The sequence below is a fragment of the Micromonospora sp. WMMA1923 genome, from assembly GCF_049179195.1.
In the GTDB taxonomy this organism is placed as follows: Bacteria; Actinomycetota; Actinomycetes; order Mycobacteriales; family Micromonosporaceae; genus Micromonospora; species Micromonospora yangpuensis.
This window is the reverse complement of sequence record NZ_JBMHLZ010000001.1, coordinates 1148328-1174467: the sequence shown is the minus strand read 5'-3', so window position 1 is coordinate 1174467 and position 26140 is coordinate 1148328. Positions and strand designations below refer to the sequence as shown.

Annotated in this window: 17 protein-coding genes and 2 pseudogenes; 13 read left to right on the top strand and 6 right to left on the bottom strand. The window is 74.9% G+C overall.

The window, feature by feature from the left end:
• Positions 1 to 138 precede the first annotated feature (138 nt).
• Positions 139 to 684: a plasmid pRiA4b ORF-3 family protein gene (locus ACN28G_RS05360; RefSeq protein ID WP_091435730.1), complete on the bottom strand. Its 546-nt coding sequence runs from the start codon at positions 682 to 684 to the stop codon at positions 139 to 141.
• A gap of 150 nt (positions 685 to 834) precedes the next feature.
• On the opposite strand from ACN28G_RS05360, the gene ACN28G_RS05355 reads away from it, so the two are divergent.
• The 10 genes from ACN28G_RS05355 to ACN28G_RS05310 all read left to right on the top strand — a co-directional run bounded on the left by ACN28G_RS05355 (position 835) and on the right by ACN28G_RS05310 (position 12769).
• Complete coding sequence (locus ACN28G_RS05355; RefSeq protein ID WP_091435728.1) at positions 835 to 1668, top strand: pyrimidine reductase family protein; 834 nt, start codon at positions 835 to 837, stop codon at positions 1666 to 1668.
• A 165-nt stretch (positions 1669 to 1833) separates the two neighbouring features.
• Complete coding sequence (locus ACN28G_RS05350) at positions 1834 to 3585, top strand: ATP-binding protein (protein WP_091435725.1); 1752 nt, start codon at positions 1834 to 1836, stop codon at positions 3583 to 3585.
• An 18-nt stretch (positions 3586 to 3603) separates the two neighbouring features.
• Entirely contained in the window at positions 3604 to 4752 is a 1149-nt protein-coding gene (locus tag ACN28G_RS05345; protein ID WP_091435723.1) for an exonuclease SbcCD subunit D, read from the top strand.
• Positions 4752 to 7226 carry an AAA family ATPase gene (locus ACN28G_RS05340; protein ID WP_421478565.1) on the top strand — a complete coding sequence of 825 codons (2475 nt, stop codon included), beginning with the start codon at positions 4752 to 4754 and terminating at the stop codon, positions 7224 to 7226. Before ACN28G_RS05345 ends, ACN28G_RS05340 begins: the two co-directional genes overlap by 1 nt.
• 28 nt (positions 7227 to 7254) lie before the next feature.
• Positions 7255 to 8214 (top strand): hypothetical protein, encoded by a 960-nt coding sequence (locus tag ACN28G_RS05335; RefSeq protein ID WP_091435717.1) that lies wholly within the window; start codon positions 7255 to 7257, stop codon positions 8212 to 8214.
• A 97-nt stretch (positions 8215 to 8311) separates the two neighbouring features.
• Positions 8312 to 9169, top strand: a complete 858-nt coding sequence (locus tag ACN28G_RS05330) for a spermidine synthase (RefSeq protein WP_421478563.1) — start codon at positions 8312 to 8314, stop codon at positions 9167 to 9169.
• Between the two features lie 80 nt (positions 9170 to 9249).
• Entirely contained in the window at positions 9250 to 9939 is a 690-nt protein-coding gene (locus ACN28G_RS05325; RefSeq protein WP_091435711.1) for a sigma-70 family RNA polymerase sigma factor, read from the top strand.
• Positions 9936 to 10709 (top strand): anti-sigma factor family protein, encoded by a 774-nt coding sequence (locus tag ACN28G_RS05320; RefSeq protein WP_091435709.1) that lies wholly within the window; start codon positions 9936 to 9938, stop codon positions 10707 to 10709. The genes ACN28G_RS05325 and ACN28G_RS05320 overlap by 4 nt, the downstream gene beginning before the upstream one ends.
• Before the next feature lie 210 nt (positions 10710 to 10919).
• The gene (locus ACN28G_RS05315; protein WP_421478560.1) at positions 10920 to 11588 is read left to right on the top strand and encodes a hypothetical protein; all 669 of its coding nucleotides are present in this window, start codon (positions 10920 to 10922) and stop codon (positions 11586 to 11588) included.
• Between the two features lie 260 nt (positions 11589 to 11848).
• Positions 11849 to 12769 carry a DNA-3-methyladenine glycosylase family protein gene (locus tag ACN28G_RS05310; protein ID WP_091435705.1) on the top strand — a complete coding sequence of 307 codons (921 nt, stop codon included), beginning with the start codon at positions 11849 to 11851 and terminating at the stop codon, positions 12767 to 12769.
• A 60-nt stretch (positions 12770 to 12829) separates the two neighbouring features.
• Here the strand turns inward: ACN28G_RS05310 and ACN28G_RS05305 are convergent, their stop codons facing one another.
• The gene (locus ACN28G_RS05305) at positions 12830 to 13333 is read right to left on the bottom strand and encodes a DUF1990 family protein (RefSeq protein WP_421478558.1); all 504 of its coding nucleotides are present in this window, start codon (positions 13331 to 13333) and stop codon (positions 12830 to 12832) included.
• A gap of 94 nt (positions 13334 to 13427) precedes the next feature.
• Here ACN28G_RS05305 and ACN28G_RS05300 point away from each other — a divergent pair.
• The 3 genes and pseudogenes from ACN28G_RS05300 to ACN28G_RS05290 form a co-directional block, all read left to right on the top strand.
• Positions 13428 to 14528: pseudogene (locus ACN28G_RS05300) on the top strand (ATP-dependent DNA ligase); the annotation flags it as partial.
• A 118-nt stretch (positions 14529 to 14646) separates the two neighbouring features.
• Entirely contained in the window at positions 14647 to 16248 is a 1602-nt protein-coding gene (locus ACN28G_RS05295) for an alpha/beta hydrolase (protein WP_421478556.1), read from the top strand.
• A gap of 198 nt (positions 16249 to 16446) precedes the next feature.
• Complete coding sequence (locus ACN28G_RS05290; RefSeq protein ID WP_421478554.1) at positions 16447 to 18096, top strand: glycoside hydrolase family 27 protein; 1650 nt, start codon at positions 16447 to 16449, stop codon at positions 18094 to 18096.
• Positions 18097 to 18309: 213 nt separating this feature from the next.
• On the opposite strand, the gene ACN28G_RS05285 is transcribed toward ACN28G_RS05290, so the two are convergent.
• The 4 genes and pseudogenes from ACN28G_RS05285 to ACN28G_RS05270 all read right to left on the bottom strand — a co-directional run bounded on the left by ACN28G_RS05285 (position 18310) and on the right by ACN28G_RS05270 (position 26127).
• On the bottom strand, positions 18310 to 19029 hold the full coding sequence (locus tag ACN28G_RS05285; RefSeq protein ID WP_421478552.1) for an ABC transporter ATP-binding protein: 720 nt from the start codon (positions 19027 to 19029) through the stop codon (positions 18310 to 18312).
• A gap of 206 nt (positions 19030 to 19235) precedes the next feature.
• A pseudogene (locus tag ACN28G_RS05280) lies at positions 19236 to 20231 on the bottom strand (ABC transporter ATP-binding protein); the annotation flags it as partial.
• Positions 20228 to 22855: a hypothetical protein gene (locus tag ACN28G_RS05275; RefSeq protein WP_421478550.1), complete on the bottom strand. Its 2628-nt coding sequence runs from the start codon at positions 22853 to 22855 to the stop codon at positions 20228 to 20230. The gene ACN28G_RS05275 and the pseudogene ACN28G_RS05280, both read right to left, overlap by 4 nt.
• Positions 22852 to 26127, bottom strand: a complete 3276-nt coding sequence (locus ACN28G_RS05270; protein WP_421478549.1) for an FtsX-like permease family protein — start codon at positions 26125 to 26127, stop codon at positions 22852 to 22854. The genes ACN28G_RS05275 and ACN28G_RS05270 overlap by 4 nt, the downstream gene beginning before the upstream one ends.
• Positions 26128 to 26140 lie beyond the last annotated feature (13 nt).

Genomic DNA, 26140 nt, shown 5'->3' with positions numbered 1-26140 from the left:
TTACAGGAGTGTCAATAGTCGATCGGGAGCGTTCCCCGATCGTTACCACCGGCCGGATTCGACGGGTGATCGTCCGGGTACGCACCGCCGGCTCCCGCGCCCGGAACCGCCACCCACGACCAGTTCACGCCGTCGGGGTCAGCAGAGCCGACGCAGCAGGGTGGTCACCCGCCCCGCGTCGAAGGCCGCCGGATCGAACCGCTCCCCGGCCCAGTCCCGTAACACGAGGTGCTCGGGATGACCCGGGTCGGCGTGGGCGGCCAACAGCACCTGGTAAGCGCTCGGACCGCCGGCGGACTCGGGCGGCCCGGCCCGCTCACCGTCGACACAGATCGGGTACCGCTCGTCCGGGTCGGCCACGAACACGTCCTCCACCAGCAGGTCGTGCTCCCACCAGTCACCGAAGTCGTAGGTGTACCGCCACCGGCTGCCCTTGCCGACCACCGCGTCCAACCGCACGTCCAACTCGTCGAGCACGGCCAGCTCACCCACCGGGTCCGGTACGCCGTACACCACCCCGTCGACGTCGAACGAGTGCAGGTGGCAGTCCCGCCAGCCGAGGGCGTACTGCAGCACCCGGTGCAGCCGGTCCAGGGTGTACCCGCCGGGCACCAGCACCCGCCGCCAGACGGTGGGCCGGACCCCGACCAGGGAGACTCTGAGTTGGAAGATCTGACGCGCCATGCGGCCCCGTCCTCCCTCGGCATAGGCTGCCGGCATGATCTGCCGAGCGTGCCGGGCCGGACGACACGGCGACTGCCCCGGCCGGAACTGGTGTGACTGCCAGCACCGTACCCCCGAGCCGCCTCCTCCGGTCACCGGTCCGGCCGGCGAATGAGCGGGCGCGCCGAGATCCGCCGGCTCTGGCCGGCACCGCACCACGAGCCGTCGGCACCGCACCGCGAGCAGCCGACACCGCACCGCGAGCAGCCGACACCGGGCGGCGAGGCGTCGACACCGCCCGGCGCCGGGCTCGACGACGCGGAGCTGACCGCGCTCTACGGTCGCGCCGACCGGCCCCACCTGCGGATGAACTTCGTGACCAGCGTCGACGGCGCGGTCAGCCTCGACGGCTACTCCGCCGGGCTGTCCGGCGCGCCGGACAAACGGGTCTTCGGCCGGTTGCGGATGCTCTGCGACGCCCTGCTGGTGGGCGCCGGCACGCTGCGCCACGAGGGGTACGACGCGCTGCGCCTGAGCGAGGCCCGGCGGGCCTGGCGGACGGCACACGGGCTGTCCGCGTACCCGACGTTGGTGGTGGTCTCCGGGTCGCTGCGGGTGGATCCGGCGCAGGCCGCCTTCGCCGACGCGCCGGTGCGACCGATCGTGCTCACCCACGCCGCGGCCGATCCGCCGGCCGGCCTCACCGACGTCGCCGACCTGGTCCGTTGCGGCACCGACCGGGTGGATCTGGCCGCCGGCCTGGCCGAGCTGCGCCGACGCGGGCTCGACCAGATCCTCTGCGAGGGTGGCCCGGTGCTGTTCGGCGCGCTCACCGCGGCCGACCTGGTCGACGAGGTCTGTCTCACCGTCGCCCCGCTGCTGGCCGGGGCCGGGCCGGGCCGGATCACCGCCGGGCCGGCGGCCAGCCCGCCGCGCCGGCTGCCACTGCGGCACGTGCTGCACGCCGACGACGGCACCCTGCTGCTGCGCTACGGCCGCGACTGAGCCCGGACCGCCGCCGCCTGCGGCCACCCGGCGCGGGTGACCATCGGTACGACGACGGTCGCTGCGCGTCGTGGGCGGCACGTCGCGTGGCAACCTGTCACACTCCTCGGGCAGGATGCAGGACGTGTGCGCTGACCGAGACCCCCGGCTGACCGGAGCCCGGCGATGACCGACGACCAGATCGACGGCCCGGGTGAGGGTGTCGGGCGGGTGCTCGGCACCGCCGACGCCACCCCGTTGCAGTTCTGGACGGCGGTGGCCCCCGGCAGTTACCTGCAGCTCGACGACGTGGTGGTGACCCGCCGCGAGCTGCCCGACCGGGAGCCGGTGACGATCGCCGGGGTGGTCACCCAGGTCCGGGCCCGGCACGAGGGCGCCCAGTTCGAGTCGGACGTCTTCGCCATCGCCGACGGCACCCTGCCGGCGATGGTGCAGGAGGCGGCCGAGATCACCACCACCCGGGTCGACCCGGAGCTGTACGTGCCGCCGCAGCCCGGCGCGGTGGTGTTCCGGGCCGAGGGTGACGCCCGGGCCCGGGCGCTGCACTTCGACCGGATGGAGCGGCGCATCCCGATGGGCATGGGTCGCGACGGCGTGCCGGTCTACCTCAACGCCGACTTCCTCGACGGCAGCCGGGGCGCGCACGTCTCGATCTCCGGCATCTCCGGGGTGGCCACCAAGACCAGCTTCGCCACCTTCCTGCTCTACTCGGTGTTCCGCTCCGGGGTGCTCGGTGGCGACGCGGTCAACGCCAAGGCGCTGATCTTCAACGTCAAGGGTGAGGACCTGCTCTTCCTCGACCATCCCAACACCCGCCTCGACGACGCCACCCGGGCCGGGTACGCGAAGCTGGGCCTGACCGCCGGGGCCTTCCCGGACGTCCGGGTCTACGCTCCGCCCCGGGTCGGTGACGCCTCCGGCACCCCGGACGTGAGTAGCCGGTTGACCGGGGTGGACAGTTTCTACTGGACGCTCAGCGAGTTCTGCGCCGACCGGCTGCTGCCGTACGTCTTCGCCGACGCCGACGACGAGCGCCAGCAGTACACGATGGTGGTCCACTCGGTCGCCGCCCACCTGGCCCGGTACGCCCAGCCCGCCGACGGCGGGGTGAGCATCGACGGGGTGCGCCTGGGCAGCTACGCCGACCTGGTCGACCACGTCGTCGAGCAGCTCAACGACGACGAGACCCGGGGCGACTGGGCCGGCAGCGCGGTCGGGCTGGGCACCGTCAACGCGTTCGCCCGGCGGCTGATCGGCAGCAAGAAGGACCTGGGCCGGTTGATCCGCGGTGACCTGGCCACCCGCCGCCCGCACAGCATCAACACCGCCGAGAGCGCCCAGGTCACCGTGGTCGACCTGCACAACCTGCCGGACCGCGCGCAGCGTTTCGTGGTCGGTGTGACGCTCAAGAGCGAGTTCGAGCGCAAGGAGAAGTCCGGCACCGCCAAGCCGTTGCTCTTCGTCGTCCTCGACGAGCTGAACAAGTACGCCCCCCGGGAGGGCTCCTCCCCCATCAAGGAGGTGCTGCTGGACATCGCCGAGCGGGGCCGTTCACTCGGGGTGATCCTGGTCGGTGCGCAGCAGACCGCCAGCGAGGTGGAGCGCCGGATCGTCACCAACTCGGCGATCCGGGTGGTGGGCCGGCTCGACCCGGCCGAGGCGTCCCGCCCGGAGTACGGTTTCCTCCCGCCCGCCCAGCGGCAACGGGCGCTGCTGGCCAAGCCGGGCACGATGTTCGTCAACCAGCCGGACATCCCGGTCCCGCTCTGCCTGGAGTTCCCCTTCCCGGCCTGGGCGACCCGGGTCTCCGAGGCCGGCCGGGCCCCGTCGGAGACGCTGCGCTCGATCACCGGGGCGGCGGACCCGTTCGTGGTGGTCGGCTCCGGCGGCGGCAGCGACGACGACATCCCGTTCTAGCAGTCAGGTGCCCTCCCCATGAAGATCCTGCACACCTCCGACTGGCACGTCGGCAAGGTCCTCAAGGGCCAGTCCCGGGCCGAGGAGCACAAGCAGGTCCTCGCCGCGGTCATCGAGGTCGCCCGCGTCGAACGGCCCGACCTGGTCATCGTCGCCGGCGACCTGTACGACACCGCCGCGCCCACCTCGGAGGCGACCCGGTTGGTCACCCGGGCGTTGACCGCGCTGCGGCGGACCGGGGCGGACGTGGTGGCCATCGGCGGCAACCACGACAACGGGCCGGCCCTGGACGCGCTGCGGCCGTGGGCCGAGGCCGCCGGCATCACCCTGCGCGGCAGCGTGCTCGCCGATCCGGACGAGCACGTCGTCGACGGGGTCACCGCCGGTGGCGAACGCTGGCGGCTGGCCGCCCTGCCGTTCCTGTCCCAGCGGTACGCGGTCCGCGCGGTGGAGATGTACGAGCTGACCGCCGCCGAGGCGACCCAGACCTACGCCGACCACCTGGGACGGGTGCTGGACCGGCTCACCGAGGGCTTCGACGAGCCGGACCGGGTGCACCTGGTCACCGCCCACCTCACCGTGGTGGGGGCGAGCACCGGCGGCGGCGAGCGGGACGCGCACACCGTGCTCGGCTACGCCGTGCCGGCCTCGGTCTTCCCGGGCACCGCCCACTACGTCGCGTTGGGTCACCTGCACCGGTCGCAGCGGGTCGTCGGCCCCTGCCCGGTCCGCTACAGCGGCAGCCCGCTGGCGGTGGACTTCGGCGAGCAGGAGAACGTGCCGTCGGTGACCGTGGTGGAGGTGACCGCCACCACCGCGGCGCGGGTCCGCGAGGTGCCGATCGCCGCGGCGGTTCCGCTGCGCACCGTACGCGGCACGCTGGCCCAGCTCGCCGAGGCGCCGCCGCCGGAGGGGCTGCTGCGGGTCTTCGTCAGCGAGCAGCCCCGCGCCGGGCTGCGTGAGGAGGTGCAGGAGCTGCTCCCGCACGCCCTGGAGATCCGGATCGACCCGCAGCTGCTGCCGGCGCCCGGCAGCGCCACCCGGACCGCCCAGCGGTCCGGTCGGTCGCCCCGGGACCTCTTCGCCGACTACCTGGGCAGCCGGGGTCACGCCGACGACGAGGTCCGTGCGCTCTTCGACGAGCTGTTCGAGGAGGTCGACCGGTAGTGCGACCGATGCGGCTGGACCTGGCGGGCTTCACCGTCTTCCGGGACGACACCACCATCGACTTCACCGACGCCGACTTCTTCGCCCTGGTCGGCCCGACCGGTTCGGGCAAGTCGACGGTGCTGGACGCGATCTGCTTCGCCCTCTACGGCACTGTGCCCCGCTGGGGCGGGACCCGGGGACTGGCCAACGCGCTCGCTCCGTCGGCCACCGAGGCCCGGGTCCGGTTGGTCTTCGAGTCGGCCGGGGAACGCTACGTGGCGACCCGGGTGGTCCGCCGGGACTCCCGGGGCAACGTGAAGACCGCCGGCGCGGGCCTGCAGCTGATGCCGGCCGGGTTCGACGTGACCAAGCTGGACACCGGGCTCAGCCCGGAGGACCTGGGCGAGGTGGTCGCCGGTACGCCGGCGGAGATGGAGGAGGCGGTGCTGGCGGCGGTGGGGCTGCCGTACGAGCAGTTCACCAGCTGTGTGGTGCTGCCGCAGGGGCAGTTCGCCGACTTCCTGCACGCCCGGCCGGCCACCCGGCAGCAGATCCTGGTCAACCTGCTCGGCCTCGGCGTCTACGAGGAGGTGCAGCGCCGGGCCACCGAACGGGCCGGGCAGGCCGAGGCGCGGCTGGACGAGGTGACCCGGCTGCTCGACGCGCTGACCGGCGTCGACGACGCGACGCTGGCCGAGGCCGAGGGGCAGGTCGAACGGCTGCGGGAGCTGACCGGGGCGGTCGCGGCGGCCGTACCGGAGCGGGAGCGGGCCGACGCGGCGGTGCGCGAGGCACACGCGGCGCTGGCCGCCCTCGACGCCGAGCTGTCCGTGCTGGGTGCGGTGGCCGCGCCGGACGGGGTGGCCGAGGTGGCCCGCGCGGTGGCTGACGCCCGGGCCGGCGCCGACGAGGCGACGGCGGCGGTGGCGCTGGCCGAGGAGCGGGAGGAGAAACTGCGCGGGGAGCTGACCGGCGCGGGCGACGAGAGCGCCCTGCGGCTGCTGCTCAAGGCGCACACCGACCGGGACCGGCTCACCGGCCAGGTCGAGACGGTGGCCGCGGCGGTGACGGCGGCGCAGACCGAACACGACGCGGCGGTGGCCGCGCTGGCGCAGGCCCGGACGGCGGCCGAGCGGGCCGAGGCCGAGCTGGCGGCGGCGTTCCTGGCCCACGAGGAGGCCAAGGCCACCGACCAGGCGGTCGCGTTGCGGGCGCACCTGGTGGCGGGGACGGCCTGCCCGGTCTGCGAGCAGCAGGTGTCGCGGGTGCCTACGGTGCCGGCCGGCTCGGCGGTGGCCCGCGCCACCGCCGCCGGCAAGGCGGCCCGGACGGCGAGCGAGGCGGCCAAGCGGGTCCTGCAGGAGCGTGACGCCGCCGCCCGCGACCTGGACCGGGTCCTGCTGCGCGCCCGGACCGAGCTCGACCAGCTGCGGGGCCGGTTGGCCGAGTTGGACGACCAGCTCGCCGGGGTGGCCGCGCCGGAGGCGCTCCGCCACGACCTGGCCGAGCAGGCCCGGTTGCGCCGGGCGCTGGAGGAGGCGGCCGGCGCGGTCCGGGCCGGCCGGGACGCCGCCCGGCGGGCCCGCGGCACCTGGGACGCCGCCGAGCAGCGGCTGCGTGCCGCGTGGCGGGAGTTCGACCTGACCCGCGACGGGCTGGCCCGCCTCGGTCCGCCGACGGCCGACCGGGACGACGTCGCCGCCGCCTGGGCCACGCTCACCGGTTGGGCGGGTGACCAGGCCGACCGGCGGCGGGCCGAGCGGGTGACGCGCAGCGCCGCCCTCGACGCGGCGAACGCCGAGCAGAGGGCCGTGCGGGAGCGGATCGCCGCGCTGTTCACCGCCGCCGGTCTGCCGGTCGACGACGATCCGGTACGCGCGGCCACCCTCGCCCTGGAGCGTGCCGAGGCGGCCCACCGCCGGCTGGTGGAACGCCGCGAGCAGGCCGCCGAGCTGCGCGCCCAGCGGGCCGGGCACGAGCAGCGGGCCCGGGTGGCCCGGGCGCTGGCCGGGCACCTGCGGGCCAACAACTTCGAGCGGTGGCTGCTGGCCGAGGCGCTGGACCTGCTGGTCGACGGGGCGTCGTCGATCCTGCGGGAACTCTCCGGCGGCCAGTACGACCTGGTGCACGACAAGGGTGAGTTCTTCGTCGTCGACCACCACGACGCGGGGCTGCGGCGCGGGGTGCGGACCCTGTCCGGTGGGGAGACGTTCCAGGCGTCGCTGGCCCTGGCGCTGGCCCTGTCCGAGCAGCTGGCCGGGATGTCCACCACGGCGGCGAGCCTGGAGTCGATCGTGCTGGACGAGGGCTTCGGCACCCTGGACGCGGCCACCCTGGACACGGTGGCCGCCACCCTGGAGACGCTGGCCGCCCGGGGGGACCGGATGGTGGGGGTGGTCACCCACGTGCCCGCCCTGGCCGAGCGGATACCGGTGCGCTTCGAGGTGCGCAAGGACGCCCGCAGCGCCCGGGTGGAACGGACCGGCCGGTGAGGTCGACAGTGGTCGGGGGGCCGGGCCGGTGAGCGCCGGACGGTTCTTCGTGGACAGCTGGGATCCGGCCTACGGCGCCTCCTTCGAGGCGGCGGCCGGCGGGCCGGCGGCACCGAGCAGCGCCCAGGTCGACCCCACGGTGGAGCTGCCGGTGGTGGACTGGCGGGCCATCGACGTGCGCGCGGACGTGCGCGCCCCGGACGTGGTGCTGCTTGTCGACGGGGTACGCCGGATCGACGCGAGCGTCTGGACGGCGGAGGCCGACGGTGTGTCGTACCCCGGGCTCGCCGCCTCCTACGCGGCCGGGGTGGTCCGGTGCGACCTGGAGCGGGGCGCGGCCGAGCTGGCCGGGGCGCGGGTGGCGCGGGGACTCTTCACGGCCAGCCCGTCGGCGCGCGAGGTGGTGGCCGGGCGGATCCGGTACCCGGTGCACCGGGTGGGCGGCAGCGGTGAGCTGAACAAGCTGCCCGCGGCGGTGCAGGGGCCGCTGACCGCGCTGGAGGTGGAGGTCTCCGGCGCGGCCCGTACCGACGACGACCTGCTGGTGGTGGACGGTCCGCTGCGCAGCCGGCGGCAGCTGCCGCGCACCCTGGGCTACATCAAGACCCAGCACAGCCAGTACCTCGACGCCCGGTTGACCGCGGTGGTGACCGGGCTGCGCTCCGGCCAACGCTCACCGGTGTTCCGGCTCGGCACCGCCTGGGGTGGCTACTCCTGGTACCTCCGCCTGCCGGTGGCGGCCGGGGCGCCGTGGGCCGGCATCGTCCGGCTGGAGTGTTCCCCGGAGCTGCCCGAGACCGAGGCGGTCCGGCTGGCCGACCTGTCGCTGGTGACCCTGCCCCGGTTCGCCTCCACCCCGTACAAGGATCCCCGGGCACCACAGAACCTGGTCCCGATCGCCGGGCTGGAACGCCGGCTGCGCGCGATGCTCGGCGACGCCCGACTGCTGCACCGGGCCCTGAGCAGCGCCGCCCGGACCGGCCCGTGAGGGCCGGGACAAGCCGCCCGGACCGGCCCATGAGGGCCGGGACAAGCCGCCCGGACGGGCCCGTGAGGGCCGGCGCAGCCGCCCGGACCGGTGGCTGATGGGTCGGCGGCGAGGGGCGGACCGGCTGGTCGAGACGGTCGACACCGGGCAGGCGGAGCTGGTGCCCGATCCCGACCGGCCGGGATCGTGGACGCTGCTGTTGGACGGCGCGCCCCAGTCGCACGTCGACCTGACCGACCCCACGCACCTGGAGTTCGAGTACGTCCGGCGGTTCGCCGCCGCGATCGACCTGGTCGCCCCGGCCGGTACGGCCCTGCGGGTGCTGCACCTCGGCGGCGGGGCGTTGACGCTGCCCCGGTACGTCGCGGCCACCCGGCCCGGCTCCACCCAGCGGGTGTCGGAGGTGGACGGCGCGCTGGTGGAGCTGGTCCGGCGGGCACTTCCCTGGCCGGCCGACCCGCGACTGCGGGTCCGGGTGGCCGACGCCCGGGCGACGCTCACCTCCACCCGGGACGCGAGCTACGACGTGGTGGTCGCCGACGTCTTCGCCGGCGCGCGGACCCCGGCCCACCTGACCTCGGTGGAGTACGTCGACGAGGTGGCCCGGGTGTTGCGCCCCGACGGCTGGTACCTGGCGAACCTGGCCGACGGCCCGCCGTTGCGCCACGCCCGGGGGCAGGTGGCCACGGTCCGTTCGGTGCTGCCCCGGGCCTGCCTGATCGGTGACGCGGCGGTGCTGCGCGGCCGGCGGTACGGCAACCTGGTGCTGGTCGCCGGGCGGGTCGAGCCGCCGGTGCCGGAGCTGACCCGGCGGGCCGCCGGCGACTGGTTTCCCGGCCGGGTGGTCGCCGGTGCGGACCTCGACCGGTTCGCCGGCGGGGCCCCGGTGGTGCGGGACACCGACGCCACCGGCTCCGAGCCGCCCCCACCCGGATTTTTTTCTTCCCGGCGTTGATCCGCTGGGAGCGCGCCTCCGTATCATCGGGCGGCACCTGCCAAGGGTTGCTGTGCTCATAGGACGTTCCGGAGGTCTGCATGCATGCGGTGGCGGCCGGCTGGCACGGCGACCGGGTCCGGCCGGACTGGATGTCCGCCCGTTCCCAGTCCCGGGTGCCCCGATCGACGCGAGGGGTCGACACCCGTCCGGTCGATCGCCAGAACGAGCCGGTGACGCCGCGCCCGACCCCTGGGCGGCACCAGGCGCCGGAGGAGACCGGTCACGCCGACCGGTTGATCCGGCTGCTCTACGCCGAGCACGCCGGCCCGTTGCTGATGTTCGTGATGCGGTTGACCGGCGGCGACCGGCAGCGGGCCGAGGACATCGTGCAGGAGACGCTGCTGCGGGCCTGGCGCAACGCGCACCGCCTCGGCGCGCAGGGGCAGGGTTCGGTACGGCCGTGGCTGGTCACGGTGGCCCGCCGGATCGCCATCGACGAACACCGCAGTGAGCAGGCCCGGCCGGCGGAGACGTACGACCGGGACCTGACCGCCTTCGCGGAGTCCGACAGCACCGACCGGGTGTTGCGGACGATGACTGTGGCGGACGCCCTGCGTACGCTGAGTCAGTCGCACCGGGAGATCCTGGTGGCGACGTACTTCCGGGGACGCACGGTGCCCGAGGCGGCCGAGGAGCTGGGGCTGCCGCTGGGCACCGCGAAGTCGCGGGTCTACTACGCGCTGCGGGCGCTGCGCACGGCTCTACAGGAGAGGGGGGTGACGGAATGAGTCGGACCGAGCACATGGACGTCGCGGCGTACGCGCTCGGCGTGCTGGACGAGCAGGACACCGAACGGTTCGAGGAACACCTCGCCACCTGTTGGGCCTGCGCGGCCGAGTTGGAGACCATGGTCCCGGTGGTGGGGCTGCTCTCCGACATCGACGGCGAGACCATGACCGCGATGGAACAGACCGCTACCGATCCCCGCCTGTTGGACCGAACCCTGGTCGCGGTGCGGGCCCACCGGCGGCGCCAGCGGTTCCGGCAGGTCCTGACCGCCGCCGCCGCGGTGGTGGTCTTCGGCGGACTGACCGGGGTCGGCATCGCCAGCGTCAGCGACGGCGGTGGGCAGCAGGTGATCGCCGAGCCGACGACCAACGCGTCGGTGGACCCGCCGCCCAACCCGACGGTCAGTGGTCCGGGGCTGGGTGGCCCGAACCCGATCGAGGGTGAGCCGTTCGCCGCCACGGATCCGACCACCGGGGTCGCGGCGACCTTCTACATCGCCGACAAGAAGTACGGCACGCAGGTCAACTTCGTGATGGACAAGCTGCCCGGTCCGCGTACCTGCCGGCTGGTGGTGGTCCGCCGCGACGGCAAGACCGAGGTCATCTCCTCCTGGTCGGTGCCGCCCGGCGGGTACGGCACGAACAGCAACTCGGAGAAGCTGGTGCTGGGCGCCTCCACCTTCGCCACCCGGGACGACATCGCCCGGCTCCAGGTGCAGTCCGTCGACGTCAACGGGGTGGCGACCCCGCTGGTGGCGGCGAAGCTCTAGCCAACGGGCGCTGATCGGCGTCGGTCACCCGTACGGGTGGCCGGCGCCGATCCGTCGTTTCCGCCACGAGCGCCTCGGGTGTGGACTCCCACGCACGAATCGGCCGAGCGGTTCAATGGCACCGGAGTGAAATTGAGCACCCCTGGTCGTTCAACCTTGACAGCACTCTCCCCGTACTACTCGGTGAACTGCCAAGTATGAGGAGGGCACGTGGCAAAGCTGAAGCGAACCGTCATCGTCGCGGGTGCGCTGGTGGCACTTACGGCCTGCGCTCCCGCAGGTTACGACCCGGCCAACCCGGGTGCGGCCGAGCCGGTCGCGGTCGCCGCCGCCGAACCCACCGCGACGGTCGTACCGGAGTCCAGCGAGACCCCCGTTCCCGAGGAGACCGTGGACCCCGAGGCGACCGACGCCCCCGAGGCCGCGCCACCGCCTGCCAACGTCAAGTTGACCACGGCCCTCAAGGGCAAGGCGGTGCCCAAGATGGGCAACGTGGTCACCGACGAGAAGGGCTTCCTGCTCTACCGCTTCGACAAGGACACCAACGACCCGGCCGCCTCGAACTGCGTCGACAAGTGCGCCCAGGTCTGGCCGCCCGCGCTGACCGACGGCAACCCGCAGCTCACCGGCGTCTCCGACGACAAGGTCGGCACCGTGACCCGGCAGGACGGCACCCGCCAGATCACCCTGGACGGCTGGCCGCTGTACCGCTACATCGGGGACAAGAAGGCCGGTCAGTGGAAGGGCCAGGGCGTCGGCGGCACCTGGTTCGCCATCCAGCCCAACGGCAAGAAGAACCTGGAGTGCCTGCCCACCGGCACCCCGAAGGCGGTCGAGCCGCCGGCTGACAACAGCGGCGACTCGGGTTACTCGTACTGATCCACCGCAGCCGGTGGCCGGTCGCCCCCCACCGGGGGCGTGACCGGCCACCGCGCGGTGCCGACCTGGACGTCGGCGCACCGGCAGCGAACGGCGTCCCGGCCGCGGCGCCGGCCCACCCGGGCCGGCGCCGCGTGTCATTCTGCGCCCGGGCCCCCGCACCTCGACGGTCGGGCCTCCGGCCCCCTGGGGCCGACACCTCGACGGTCGGGAGCAGGCCGTCCTGCGGCCGGGGGCGTCCGGCATGGCAGAGTGGCCGGGTGAGCCAGACCGGACCGGCGGCCAGCCGGGTGCTGTGCCCGCCGGCGGACTACCGGCTGGTGGAGTCGGTGCGCGCGCTCACCTTCAGCCGGTACGACCCGTGCGCGCGGATCGCCGACGGCACCTTCTGGTGGGCCACCCGTACCCCGGACGGGCCGGCCACCCTCGCCCTGCGACCGGTCGGCGGACAGCTCCTGGCCGAGGGCTACGGCCCCGGCGCCGACCGGGTGGTGGATCGGGCCGACGCGATCGCGGGGTTACGCGACGACCTGACCGGCTTCGCCGAGCTGGCCGGGGCGCACCCGGTGGTGGCCCGGCTGGCCGCCCGGCACCGGGGACTGCGGATGCCCGCCACCGGTCAGCTCTTCCCCCGGGTGCTGCGGGCGGTCTTCGAGCAGAAGGTCACCGGCACCGAGGCCTACCGGGCCTACGCGGCGACGGTCCGGCACTTCGGCACGCCGGCCCCCGGCCCGGCGCAGCCGCTGCTGCTGCCTCCCGATCCGGCGGCCGTCGCCGCCACCGCGTACTGGGTCTTCCATCCGTTCGGGGTGGAGCAGCGGCGGGCCGACACGCTCCGGCGGGCCGCCGCCGTGGCCGACCGGCTGGAACGCTGTGCCGACTCCGCCGAGGCGACCCGGCGGCTGACCGCCGTGGCCGGGATCGGGGCGTGGACCGCCGCCGAGGTGGTCCGGATCGCCTACGGCGACCCCGACGCGGTGAGCGTCGGCGACTACCACGTCCCGAACACCGTCGCCTGGGCGCTGGCCGGTGAGGCGCGCGGCGACGACACCCGGATGCTGGAGCTGCTCGCGCCGTTCGCCGGGCACCGGGGGCGGGTCTGCCTGTTGCTGGCCGCCGCCGGCATCCAGGCGCCCCGGTTCGGCCCCCGGATGCCGCTGCGCTCCTTCGCCCGCTTCTGACCCAGCTCCGCGCGGGACGGTCGGCTCAGCCCCGCGCGGAGTCGGCGCGGGACGGTCGGCTCAGCCCCGCGCGCAGAGGCGGCGCAGGGTGCGGCCGAGCCACCAGGCGTACCCGGTCTGGAAGGCCCGCCCGGCCGGGCCGGCCGCCCGCATCAGCCGGCTCTGCGGCCGGCTGAATGCGATCACCTCGAACCACACCCGGCCGGTGTCGTCCCGGCTGACCACGAAGGCCTCCTCCCCCGTCGCCGGGTGACCGGGCAGGGTGCCGTAGCCGAAGCCGGCCCGGTGCGCGTCGTCGGCGCTCCAGACCACCTCGCAGGGGGCGCGCAGCCGCAGCGGACCGACCCCGAGTCCGGAGGTCACCCGCACGCCGGGCGCGGCCCGGGGCCCGTCGGCGTCGATGCGGATCCCGGCGGCCCGGTGCAGCCGCCAGCTGAGCACCGCGGCACCGGCGGTGGCGAAGCTCCCCGCCGGCAGCCGGACGCGGTGCCGGACGTGCCGCCACCCGGCCGGCAGCGCACCGGTACGGGTGGCACCGACGTGCGGGTAGGTCAGGGCCGTCACGGCACGCCCCTTTCACGCGGGAGGAACCAACCGGACCAGCCTACGACCGGTGTTCCGCCACCGGACTGTCGGTGGTCTCTGGTTGACTGTCGCCGTGGACCTGCCGATCAACCCACCGGTCGAGCCGATGCTGGCCAGGAGCGTCGCCCGGCTGCCCACCGCCGCCGGGGCGACCTACGAGCCGAAGTGGGACGGTTTCCGCTGCATCATCTTCCGTGACGGCGACGAGGTGGAGCTGGCCAGTCGGGGCGGTAAGGGCGTCACCCGCTATTTTCCCGAGGTCGTCGAGCAGGCCCGCCGGCAGTTGCCCCGGCGCTGCGCGGTCGACGGCGAGCTGATCGTGATTCGGCGCGACAGCCCGGACGGGCAGCCCCGGCTCGACTTCGAGCTGCTGGCCCAGCGGATCCATCCGGCCGCCTCCCGGGTGCGGCTGCTGGCCGAGACGACCCCGGCCGACTTCGTCGCCTTCGACCTGCTCGCCCTGGGCGACGAGTCGCTCGTCGACCAGCCGTACCCGCAGCGCCGGGCCCGGCTGGAGACGGCCCTGGCGCAGGTCCGCCCGCCGGTGCACGTCACCCAGGTCACCACCGATCCGGCCACCGCGCGTCGCTGGTTCGACATCTTCGAGGGCGCCGGTCTGGACGGGCTGATCGTCAAGCCGGCCGACCTGCCGTACGCGCCGGGCAAGCGACTCATGTTCAAGGTCAAGCACGCCCGCACCGCCGACGTGGTGGTGGCCGGTTTCCGCTGGCACAAGTCCGGGCCGGTGGTCGGGTCACTGCTGCTCGGCCTCTACGACGAGGCGGGCGTGCTGCACCACGTCGGGGTGAGCGCCTCGTTCACCGCGGCCCGCCGGGCCGAGCTGGTGGACGAGTTGCAGCCGTACCGCGACGCCGGGCCTGAGCACCCGTGGGCGCACGGCGACCACGAGCGTGGCCAGCGCATTCCCGGCGGGGTCAGCCGCTGGACCGGCGGCAAGGACCTGTCCTGGGAGCCGCTGCGCCCGGCACTGGTCGCCGAGGTCGGCTACGACGCCATGGAGGGCGACCGGTTCCGGCACACCGCCCGGTTCGTCCGCTGGCGGCCCGACCGCGACCCGCGTTCCTGCGGATACGACCAGCTCGACCGCCCGGTCCGCTTCGACGTGGACGAGGTGCTTCGGGGTGACCCGGCCGCGCCGGCAGCGGAGCCGACAGTCAAGCCGACAGCGACGGCGGCGGAGCCGGCGACCACGACCACGGCGGAGCCGGCGACCACGACCACGGCGGAGCCGGCGTAGCGTGGGCCACCGACACGACCAGGAGGGGCAGCCCGTGACCCGTACGCCGCACCGGATCCGTCGGGTCCGCAGCACTCTCGCCGGGCTCGTCGCGGCGGCTCTGGTCGCCGCCGGCTGCACCCTGCCGGCGTTCGCCCCACGCACCGACGCCGAGAGCGAGCGCGGCCCCGACCGGCAGGTCACCCCACCGGGGGGCGCCGCCGACTGGCGGCCCTGTCCCGAGGTGGCCACCGAGTTGGTAGGTCGCGGCGCACCGGAGATGCGCTACGACTGCGCGCGGATCGCGGTGCCGCGCAACTGGGGTGACGGCAGCGGCGCCACCGCCGGGCCGGGCAGCGGGGAGACCTTCGAGATCGCGCTGCTGCGCGCCCGGTCCACCACGCAGCGCGACCGGATCGGCTCCCTGGTGATCAACCCCGGCGGTCCGGGCGGGTCCGGGGTGGACACCGCCGTCTACCTCTCCTTCGGCTCGGCCTTCGGTGGCCTGCCGGACTCGGTCACCGAACGGTTCGACATCGTCGGCTTCGACCCGCGCGGGGTGGCCCGCTCCAGCCCGGTCAAGTGCATCTCCGACGCCGACCTGGACGCCAGCTTCGGCTACGACCCCGATCCGACCAGCCAGCAGTCCTTCGACGGCCTCGTCACGCTGAGCCAGCGGATCGGTCGGGCCTGCGGTGACCGCTACGGCGACCAGCTGCCGCTGTACGCCACCGAGCAGGCCGCCCGGGACATGGACGCGATCCGCTCGGCGGTCGGCGACGACAAGCTGACCTACCTGGGCTACTCCTACGGCACCCTGCTCGGTGCCACGTACGCCCAGCTCTACCCGCAGCGGGTGCGGGCGTTCGTGCTCGACGGGGCGGTCGACCCGCGGCAGGACCTGGTGGCCGGCTCGGAGGGGCAGGCCAAGGGCTTCGAGCGGGCGTTCGACAACTTCACCCGCTGGTGCGCGGCAAACGCCCAGCGGTGTCCGATCGCCCCGGACGCCCGCGCGGCGGTGACCTCGGCGATCGAGAAGGCCCGCACGGCACCGGTCCGCGATCCGCAGGGGCGGGAGGCGACCGCCGGTTGGATCTTCTACGCGATCGTCTCCTCGCTCTACACCGAGGCGGGCTGGCAGGAGCTGGCCCGGGCGATCGACCGGTTGGCCGGCGGCGACCCGAGCGAGGTGTTCCGCCTCGCCGACGCGTACGCCGGCCGGGAGGACGACGGCCGGTACTCCAACCTCTTCGACGCCAACCTCGCGGTGAACTGCGCCGACGAGGAGCAGAAGCCGAGCGTGGCGCAGATCCGTCAGCTGCAGTCGCAGTGGCGCCAGCAGTACCCGCTCTTCGGGCCGGCGTTGGCGGTCGGCATGCTGACCTGCGTCGAGTGGCCGGGCCAGCGCGATCCCTACCCCACCGGTACGGCCGACGGAGCGCCGCCGATCCTGGTCGTCGGCACCACCGGCGACCCGGCCACGCCGTACGAGCAGACCCCGGCCCTGGCCTCGATGCTCGGGGTGGGGCGGGTGCTGACCTGGGAGGGCGAGGGGCACACCGCGTACCCGCAGACCGCCTGCGTCACCAACGCCGTGGACGCGTACCTGATCGACCTGACCGTGCCCCGCGAGGGCCTACGCTGCCCGGCCCGCTGAGCCGCGGCTCCGCCGACGCACTCCCCCCATCTATATACAGCCATGGATGTTATCGATAACATCGCGGTAGCTGGCGCGTAATGCTTCGGCAACGGCCGCGCAATCCGTACCCCCGCCACCACGGTCGGCGAGGTGGCCCGGGTCGGCCGGCCACCGTCGGGGTGCCGTCGCGGCACCCGTTTCGCTCGGGAGGACTGCATGCGGGTACGAAGAGGCCTGTGGGCCGCAATGGGTGTGCTGCTGGTGACCCTCGCCGCGACGGCCGTCGGTGGGTTCTCCGCACCGCGACCGGCGCAGGCGCTCAACAACGGGGTGGCCCGCACCCCACCGATGGGCTGGAACAGCTGGAACACCTTCGGCTGCAACATCAACGAGGCGCTGATCCGCCAGATGGCCGACGCCATCGTCAACAACGGGATGCGCGACCTGGGCTACAAGTACGTCGTCGTCGACGACTGCTGGTTCAACCCGAACCGGGACGCCCAGGGCAACCTCCAGGCCGATCCGGGCCGCTTCCCCAGCGGCATGAAGGCCCTCGGTGACTACCTGCACGCCCGTGGCCTGCTCTTCGGCCTCTACCAGGTGCCCCGGGAGAAGACCTGCGCCCAGTACTTCGGAGCGTGGCCCGGTGCCACCGGCAGCCTCGGTCACGAGTACCAGGACGCCCAGCAGTTCGCCAACTGGGGCGTGGACTTCCTCAAGTACGACTGGTGTTCGCCGTGGGGCACCATCAACGACCAGGTGACCGGCTTCGCCCGGATGCGCGACGCCCTCGCCGCCACCGGCCGGCCGATCCTCTACAGCATCAACCCGAACAGCATCCACGAGAAGACCGGCCCCCAGCGCAACTGGGGCGACGTGGCCAACATGTGGCGGACCACCGAGGACATCACCAACGCGTGGAACACCGGCCAGACCAACGGCTACCCGATGGGCGTCCAGAACATCGTCAACGTCACCGTGCCGCTGGCCGGGTACGCCGGACCCGGATCGTTCAACGACATGGACATGATGGAGGTCGGCAACGGCGGGATGACCGACACCGAGATGCGCAGCCACTTCGCCCTCTGGTCGATCATGGCGTCCCCGCTGATCGCCGGCAACGACATCCGCAACGCCAACGCCGCCACCCTGAACATCCTGCGCAACCAGAACCTGATCGCGATCAACCAGGACCCGCTGGCGTTGCAGGCGGTCCAGGTCTCCAACGACGGCACCCGACGGGTGCTGGCCAAGCGGCTGGCCAACGGCGATGTCGCGGTGGCCCTGTTCAACCAGGGCAACGCCACCACCACGGTCTCCACCACGGCGGCGGCCGTCGGCAAGACCGGAAGTTCGTTCACCCTGCGCGACGCCTGGACCAACGCCACCTCGACCAGCACCGGCGCGATCTCGGCAAGCGTCCCGGCGCACGGCACGGTGGTCTACCGGGTCAGTGGCGGCGGCACCGGCAACCCGGAGCCCACGCCGACCTTCCGGCTGCGCAGCGAGGCCGCCAACCGCTGCCTGGACGTCAACAACAGTGGCACCGCCAACGGCACCACGATGCTGATCTGGGACTGCCACAGCAACGCCAACCAGCAGTTCACCCAGACCGGCCAGACCCTGCGGGTGCTCGGCAAGTGCCTGGACATCCCGACCACCGCGACCGCCGGCAGCCCGGCGCAGCTCTGGGACTGCACCGGCGGTACCAACCAGCAGTGGAACCTCAACAGCAACGGCACGATCAGCAACGTCCGGCATCCCGGCCTCTGCCTGGACGTCAACAACGGCGGCACCACCAACGGCACCACGGTGCTGGCGTGGACCTGCCACGGTGGCACCAACCAGCGGTGGTCCCGGGCCTGATGCCGGCGGGGGACGCCCCCGGGTGAACCCGGACGCGCCGCCGGTGCAGGGGGTACCGGGCAGCGCGGACCAGCAACCGGCGTAGGGCGACCCGCCCCGGGTGGCCGGCACGATCCCGGTGCCGGCCACCCGGCCCGTCCACCGGCCACCCACCGGCCCGCCCACCGGCCACCCACCGGCCCGACCCGGGCCGCCCGGCCACGACCCGACCCCTCAGTCGGTGACCAGGTGGCCGTCGCGCAGGGTCAGCGTCCGGTCGGCCACCTCGATCAGGGCCGGGTCGTGGGTGGCCACCAGCGCGGTCATCCCCCGGGCGTGCACCACCGCCCGCAACAGGTCCATGATGGCGCGGCCGGTCTCCGAGTCGAGCTGTCCGGTGGGCTCGTCGGCGATCAGCACCTCCGGGTCGTTGGCCAACGCCCGGGCGACCGCCACCCGCTGCTGCTGACCCCCGGAGAGCTCGTACGGGCGCTGCGCCGCCTGGTCCCCCAGCCCGACCAACTCCAGCAGCACCGCCACCCGCTTCTCCCGTTGCGCCGCCGGCACCCGGGCCAGCCGCAGCGGCACGCCGACGTTCTCGGCGGCGGAGAGGATCGGGAGCAGCCCGAAGGACTGGAAGACGAACCCGATCCGGTCCCGCCGCAGGTCGAGCAGCTCCCGTTCGCTGGCGGTGGTCACCTCCCGGCCCGCGACGACGACCCGGCCGGCGTCCGGGCGGTCCAGGCCGCCTACCAGGTTGAGCAGGGTGGTCTTGCCGGCTCCGGAACGGCCTCGGATCGCCACCAGCTCGCCCCGCCCGGCCGAGAGGGAGACGTCGCGCACCGCGTGCACGGCGCGTTCGCCCCGGCCGAACCTGCGGTGCAACCCCTCGACCAGGACCACCGGCCCGGTCACCGGCTGCCCGTGCGCGCCCACCACGGCCTGCTCACTCATGCCCCTGCCCCGTCCCGCCCGGCGACGTCACCCCGCCGGTCACCGTCCCGCCAGCTCCCGCCCGGTTGACCGACCTCCGGCGGGTCGTCGTCGACCGTGCCACCGTCGGCCGGCCCACCACCGTCGGTCACCCGGTCGCCGTTGACCGGCCCGCCGTCGGCCGCCGGCCCGCCGTTGGCCGGCCCGCTGTTGGCCGCCGGCCCGCCGTTGGCCGGCCGGACCTCGACGTGGTCGGGTGCCAGGTCGAGCCGGACCCGGTCGCGCAGCGCGAGCGCGTCGACGAAGGCCGCCGGCAGTTGCATCCGCCCGGTCCGGTCCAGCACCGCGTACTCCTCGCTGACCAGCTCGGTGGCGCCGTCGGCGCCGACCCGCGCGGTACGGCGTACCTCGGAGGCGGTCCGGCCGTCGCGGATGGCGACGGTCCGGCGGACCTGGTCGGCCACGGCGTGGTCGTGGGTGACCACCACGACGGTGACCCCCAGCTCGGCGTTGATCATCCGGAGGGCGGCGAAGACCTCCGCCCCGGTGGCCTCGTCGAGTTCACCGGTGGGCTCGTCGGCGAAGAGCACCTCCGGATCGTTGGCCACCGCCACCGCGACCGCGCACCGTTGCTGCTCGCCACCGCTGAGCTGCTCCGGCCGGCGGTGGGCGCCGGGGCCGAGGCCGACCAGCTCCAGCAACTCCCGGGCCCGCTCGCGCCGGGCCCGGCGGCCACGGCGGCCGGCCAGCCGCATCGGCAGCTCCACGTTCTCCACGGCGGTGAGGTACGGCAGCAGGTTGCGGCTGGTCTGCTGCCAGACGAAGCCGGCCACCTGCCGCCGGTAGCTCAGCCGCCTTCGGGCGGAGAGGGCGAGCAGGTCGTAGTCGGCGACCCGGGCGATGCCGGCGGTCGGGGTGTCCAACCCGGAGAGGATGTTCAGCAGGGTGGACTTGCCCGATCCGGACGCGCCGACGATCGCCACCAGTTCCCCCCGGTCGATGACCAGGTCCAGCCCCTGCAGGGCGACCACCTCGACGCCGTCGCTGCGGTAGATCCGGACCAGACCGTCGCAGACGATGTGCCCGCGCAGCCGGTCCTGCCCGCCGGCCCGCTCGGCCGCCCGCCGGGCGGCCCGCCGGTGCAGGTCGGCCAGGTCCGGCGGCCCGGTCGCGTCGGGCCTGGTGCCGTCGGTTCCGGTGCTCCCGGATGCGGTGGTGGTCAACTCAACTCTCCTCCGTCGGTGAACGCGGACAGCCCCAGCACCGGGGTCAGCAGCACCGGCAGCAGCGCGCCCACCAGCGCACCGGTGAGCATCGCGACGCCGACCAGCGGCACCAGCTCCACCAGCAGCAGCCCCCGCCACTGCCGGCGGGACAGGCCGAGGGTGCGCAGCCGGGACCGTAGCCGCCCCCGGTCCCGGGCGCCGGCCAGCACGGTGAAGACGATCGCCAGCAGACCGAGACCGGTGCCGCCGACGGCTCCACCGAGGAAGCCGAAGGCCAGCAGCCCGTTCGCCCCGCTGGCGGCCCGCTCGGCGCGCAGGTCGGCCCAGGTGGAGACGGTCACCGGCAGCGGCACGGTGGTCGCGGTGACCGTGCCGGAGGTCTGGAACCGACGCTGGCCGGCGTCGCCGACGCGCCGTAACGCGCCGACGTCCGGGTCCTCGGCGGCCAGCAGGAATCCGGTGGGCGCCGGTGGGTACCGCCGGGGCGGCAACGTCTGCCAGGGCAGCACGACGAACCGCTCGGTGCCCGGCCGCAGCAACGGGAAGTCCGCCACCGTGTCGGCGACCCGGAACTCGTACCGCTCGCCCTGGACCTCGACGAAGGCGGACCGGTCCAGGCCGGCCCCGGCCAGGTCGGCGGCGACCGCCGGGGAGACCACCGCCGGCACCGCACCGGTCGCCGTGCCGCTGGTCCGGAGCGCGTCGGGCACCGGCACGGCCCGTCCGGCGCGGGCGGCGGCGTCGACCAACCCCGGACCGTCGACCACCAGCACCGCGGTCTCGCCGACGCCCGCCGTGGTCCCGACCGCGTCGCGGGCCAGCGTACGGCCCGACTCGGCCAGCACCGGGGTCACCGCCCGTACCCCGGCCAGCCGGCCCAGTTCGTCGGCGGTCTCCGGAGCCAGCCGGTAGCCGTGGACCAACGCGTCCGCCGGCACCGCGCGGGTGGTCGACCGGTCCCGGCCCGCCTCGATCCCGGCGGTGACCACCGCGCAGAACGCCGCGGTCGCCACCGCCACCACCACCACGACCAGCGGGGTGGCCACCCCCGCCCGCCCGGCCCGCGCGGTGCCGAGGAAGAACACACTGCCCCGGGTACCCGCCGACAACCGGCTGACCAGGCGCAACGGCCACGGGTACGCGCGCAGCGCCCACACCGCCGCAGCCACCGCGACAAGTACCGGCACCGACACCAGCAGCGGGTCGACCCCGCCGACGGCCAGGCCCCGGCGGCGCAGCAGCAGCACACCGAGCAGCGCGAGCGCCAGCAGCAGCACCTCCCCGGTGAGCCGGCGGGCCGAGGGGCTGAGCCGGATCAGGTCACGCCGCCCACCGGTGCCGGCCGGTACGGCGAGCGCGGCCAGCGGCAGGGCCAGGGTGACCGCGACGGCGACCAGGAGCAGCGCGACCCCGGCCGAGCCACCCCCGTGATGGCCGGACGGGGCGGTCGGGACGAGGCTGCCGAGCAGCCCGCCGAGCACCGCGGTGGGCACGACCACCAGCGCCGACTCGGCCAGGCAGCGGCGGGCCGGGGCGAACCGGGTGCCGCCGCGCGCCCGGATCAGCGCGAACTCCGCTCTCCGGTTCCGCCCGGCCAGGCCGACGGTGAGCACCACCAGGCCGGCCAGGGTGGCCAGCATCCCGGCGGAGACCACGGCGAGCAGGCTGCGGGCCGAAGCAGCCGCCGCCGCGAACTCCCGCAGCACGAGGTCCAGGCCCTGGGTCAGGGGTGCCTCGGTGCCGGCGTCGCGGCCCAGCACCGCCAGCGCGTCGATGGTCCGGTCCAGGTCACCCACGTCGATGCGGTCCGGAGCCACCCGGTAGCGCCAGCTGAACCGTACCGGCCAGCCGGCCGCCGCCCGGTCGTCGAACCCACCGGCGCCGACCAGACCCACCACGTTGAACGGCTTGCCCTCCCCTTCGGGTTGGACGACCCGCAGCACCGGCGGCAACGTGTCCCAGGTGCCGTCGGCGGGATCGACCGGACGGAACAACCCGACCACCACCAGCTCGACGCCGGCCAGCGGACGCTCCGCCGACGACGCCGCCAGCGTGAGCCGGCTGCCGACCCGCAGGTTGAGCCGCTCGGCCACGTCAACGGCCAGGGCGAGCGGGGTGGGCTGCCGCCGGGCGGGTGGCGTCTCGGGCGGCATCGCGGGTGGCGTCTCGGGCGGCATCGCGGGTGGCGTCTCGGGCGGCCAGGCCCCGTCGACCAGGGCAGCCGCGCGCCCCACCTCGGGCATGGCGCGCAGCCTCAGGTCGACCAGCAGGTTCCGGGCCGCCAGATCGGGGCCGGCCAGCCGACCGGGGTCGGTCTCCGCCAGGTACCACCCGTGCGCCACCGCGTGGCGTACCTCCGGCGGCATCCGGTCCAGTCGGGCCGCCAACTCCGTCTGCCTGCTCCGGTACGCCGCGTCGGGCCGGGCGGCCGCGACGGTGGTGTAACTCAGGTCCCGCTGGGTGGCCGGCTGGGCCGCCAGGTGCTGGCGCAACCCCTCATCGGAGAGCCGGGCGGTGAACCGCGGCACCCCACTGACCCCGGCGGTGACGACCAGGGTCAACACGGCCAGGAGCAGGAACGACCCACGGTGGGCCCGGATCCGCCGGACGACGCCGGTCATCGGTCGCCCCCGATCCGCAGCCGAGCCACGGCCACCCGGTGCCGGATGCCGGCGGCGACCAGCGCGCTACCGACCAACGCCGCCAGCAGCAGACCGAGGGCGGTCGCCCCGACCGGCAGCCAGGGCAGCTCGAAGGCCGGCTCGGGCACCGGACGGCCGGCGGTGGGTGTGACGATCACCAGCGGCGCTGTCGTCGCGCCGACCAGGGCACCTACCAGCAACCCCACCCCGACGCCGGCCCCGGCCAGGAAGGCCTGTTCGGTCAGGAGGGTCCGGGCCAGCAACCGGGGGGTGGCGCCCAGGGTGTGCAGCACCGCGAACTCGGTCGACCGCTGCCGGCCGGTGGCCCAGAGGTCGACGGCCAACCCGACCAGGGCGAGCAGGACCGAGCCCGACGCGGCGGCGAGCAGCCCGGTCCGGGCGGCCCGCCAGTACGGATCACCGGCCGCCGTCGCGGCGAGCTGATGCCGGTCGGCCACCGTGACGCCGGCCAGGTCGGCGGCCTGCCGGGCGGCGGTGGCGTGGTCGCCGTCGTCGACCCGCACCCACCACTCGGGTACCGGGCGGATCGCGCCACGGGCCTGGACCAGCCAGTCCACCGCCGCCGGCAGGTCGAGCAGGATCGCGTCGCCCCCGGTCGCCGGCACCGCCGCCAGTTCACCCAGCACCCGGATCGGCACCGAGACACCGGACAGGGCGACGGTCACCGTGTCACCGATCCGCAGGCTCAACGCCGCCCGCGTACCCGGGGTGAGCAGGGCCGGCACCGGTGCGGCGGAGGCCTGCGGCACCAACGCGTAGCGCAGCGACGGTCGGGTGACGTACCAGCCCTCGACACCGCCGGCCGGCGGCAGCGCCAGCTCCGCGGTGAGGGTGGTGGCTCCGGTGACGACCGGCCGGGGCGGCTCCTCGTTGTCGATGGCCACCCACCCGCCGGCCAGCCGCACGGGCGCGGCGGCCCCGTCCGGGCCGACCGCCCCGAGGTCGGCGATCTCCACCCGGTACCGGGGGGCCAGCGGCGGGGCCTCGACGGTGAACCCGGCGAGCCGGAACGGCGAGCCTCCGGTGGCGGGCAGGTCGACGGTGAACCGGGTCGACCGGCCGGCGCTGTCCGACTGCGCCACCGGCAGCCGGTACGCCTGACCGTCGGCCGTGGTCACCAGCACCGACACGGTCACCGGGTGCGGGCGGACGGCCTGCTGTCCCAGGGTGGCGACGGTGCCGGTGAGCTGTCGGGTGCCGGCGGGCAGCCCGGTGCCCAGCGGGGTGCCCCGGGCCCGCACGAGCCGCTGGAACAGCTCCACCGCCGACCCGTCGGTGAGCCGCTCGTCCAGCTGGACGACCCCGTAGCCGGCCCGGTCGGTGCTGGCCGGGCCAGCCGGGCTGGCCGGCTCGGTGGCGGCGGTGCTGGACGGGCCGGCGGCGGTGCTGGCCGGGCCGGCGGCGGTGCTGGCCGGGCCGGCGGCGGCGTCCAGGGCGAGCACGGTCACCGGCAGGTCGGCGCGACCGAGGCGTACCTCGTCCCGCCAGGCCGGTACGACGCGCCGCACGCCGGGCAGGTCGGCCAACTCGCCGGCCCGCCCCACCGGCGCGGCGGCGTCCCGTTCGACCACCCGCAGGTCCGCGCCGACGGCGTGCCCGGCCTGGTCGGACTGGGACCTCTCCCAGGTCGCCAGGAGCGACCAGGCCAGCGTGCTGCCGCCGACGGCCAGGGCGAGCAGCAGCACCGGCCCGGCGTGCGGTCGGCGACCCGCCTGCCACATGCCGAACACGGTGGCCGTCCACGGTCGCCGGTCGACGAACCGTTCGGCGAACCGGGTACCCGGTGGCAGCAGCCGCAGCGCGATCACCGCGCCGGCCAGCACCCCGAGGATCGGGGCGGTGGCCAGCAGCGGATCGATGCCCAGCCGGCCGCCGGAACCGGTGAGCGGTCCGGCGTACCGGCGCAACTGCCACCAGGCGAGCAGCGCCAACCCGACCAGGGCGAGATCCACGCTGGCCCGCTGCGCGGCCACCTGACGGCCGGGCCGCGACCGGACCGCCAGGTCGGCGACGTAGGTACCGGCCCGCCGCAGGGCCGGCAGGACCATAGCGACCAGGCAACCCACGGCGGTCGCGAGCGCCACCGCCCAACCGGTGCCACCGAGACCGGGCCGGGCGCTCGGATCGTCGAAGCCGCGCACCGCCAGCCCGGCCAGCGGGGGCGCGAGCAGCACGGCGGGCAACACCACCAGGGTCGCCTCCCGGACCGCGAGCCCGGCCAACTGGCCCCGTCCGGCGCCCCGGGCGCGCAGCAACGCCGTCTGGGCCTGGCGGTCGTCGTGGAGCAGGGCGGCGACCAGCACCAGCGCGTACCCGCCGAGGACCACGATCAACAGCAACGGGGTCAGCAGCGCGGAGCGCCCCACCAGGTCGGCCCGGCCGAGCCGGTCGATGAGCTCGTCCATGCTGGTGGCGGTGGTCGCCGACGAGCCGAGCCCGGCGGCCTCGGGCACCTCGACGGCGGCCTCGGCGATCGCCTGTTTCACCGGGGCCAGCCGGCCGGGCCTGACGGCGGCCAGGTCCGGCTCGATAAGCCAGGCCGCCGAGAAGGACCGGGGAAAGGCCGCCGCGAAGTCCGCCGGGTCCATCGCGAACGGCCCGTACGAGGTGACCGAACCGGCGTCGGCGGCGGTCCCGCCCGGGGCCAACCGCCAGTACGGGTCGGTGCCGTCGACCGGTCGCCAGGTGCCGGAGACGAGCAGGTCGCTGGCGGTGCCGCTGCTGCGGTCCCGGGCCGGTATCCGGTCCCCGACACCCACCTGGAGGCTGGCCGCCACCCGCTCCGGCAGCGTCACCTGCACCGGGTCGGACCCGGGAGCGGGCCAGCCACCGGCGGTCAGCTCGGCGTGCCCGGCCAGGTCGTCCAGACTGGTCAGGCTGGCGAAGACCGGATCGTCGCCGACCCGGGCCGGGCCGAGGTCCCCGGTCAACTCCCGTCCGGTGCCGTAGCGCGCCGCGGCGACGGTGACCGGCAACCCGGCCAGCCCGTCGGCGAACCCGGCCCGTACCGTGGCGTCCCGTTGCGCGTACCCGGTGCCACCGGCACCACTGATCAGCAGGGTGCGCTCCGCGGCGGGCGCGGCGGCGAGCAGGCTGCGCTGACCGGCGTCGATCGCCCGCCGGTTGTACTCGGCGAGCCCGGCGACCGACGCCACGGCGACCAGCGCCGCCAGCGCGGCGGCGGCCAGCAGGCCCCGGGCCTGGCCCGCCCGCCTGAACACCAACGTCATCCCGACGCCTCCC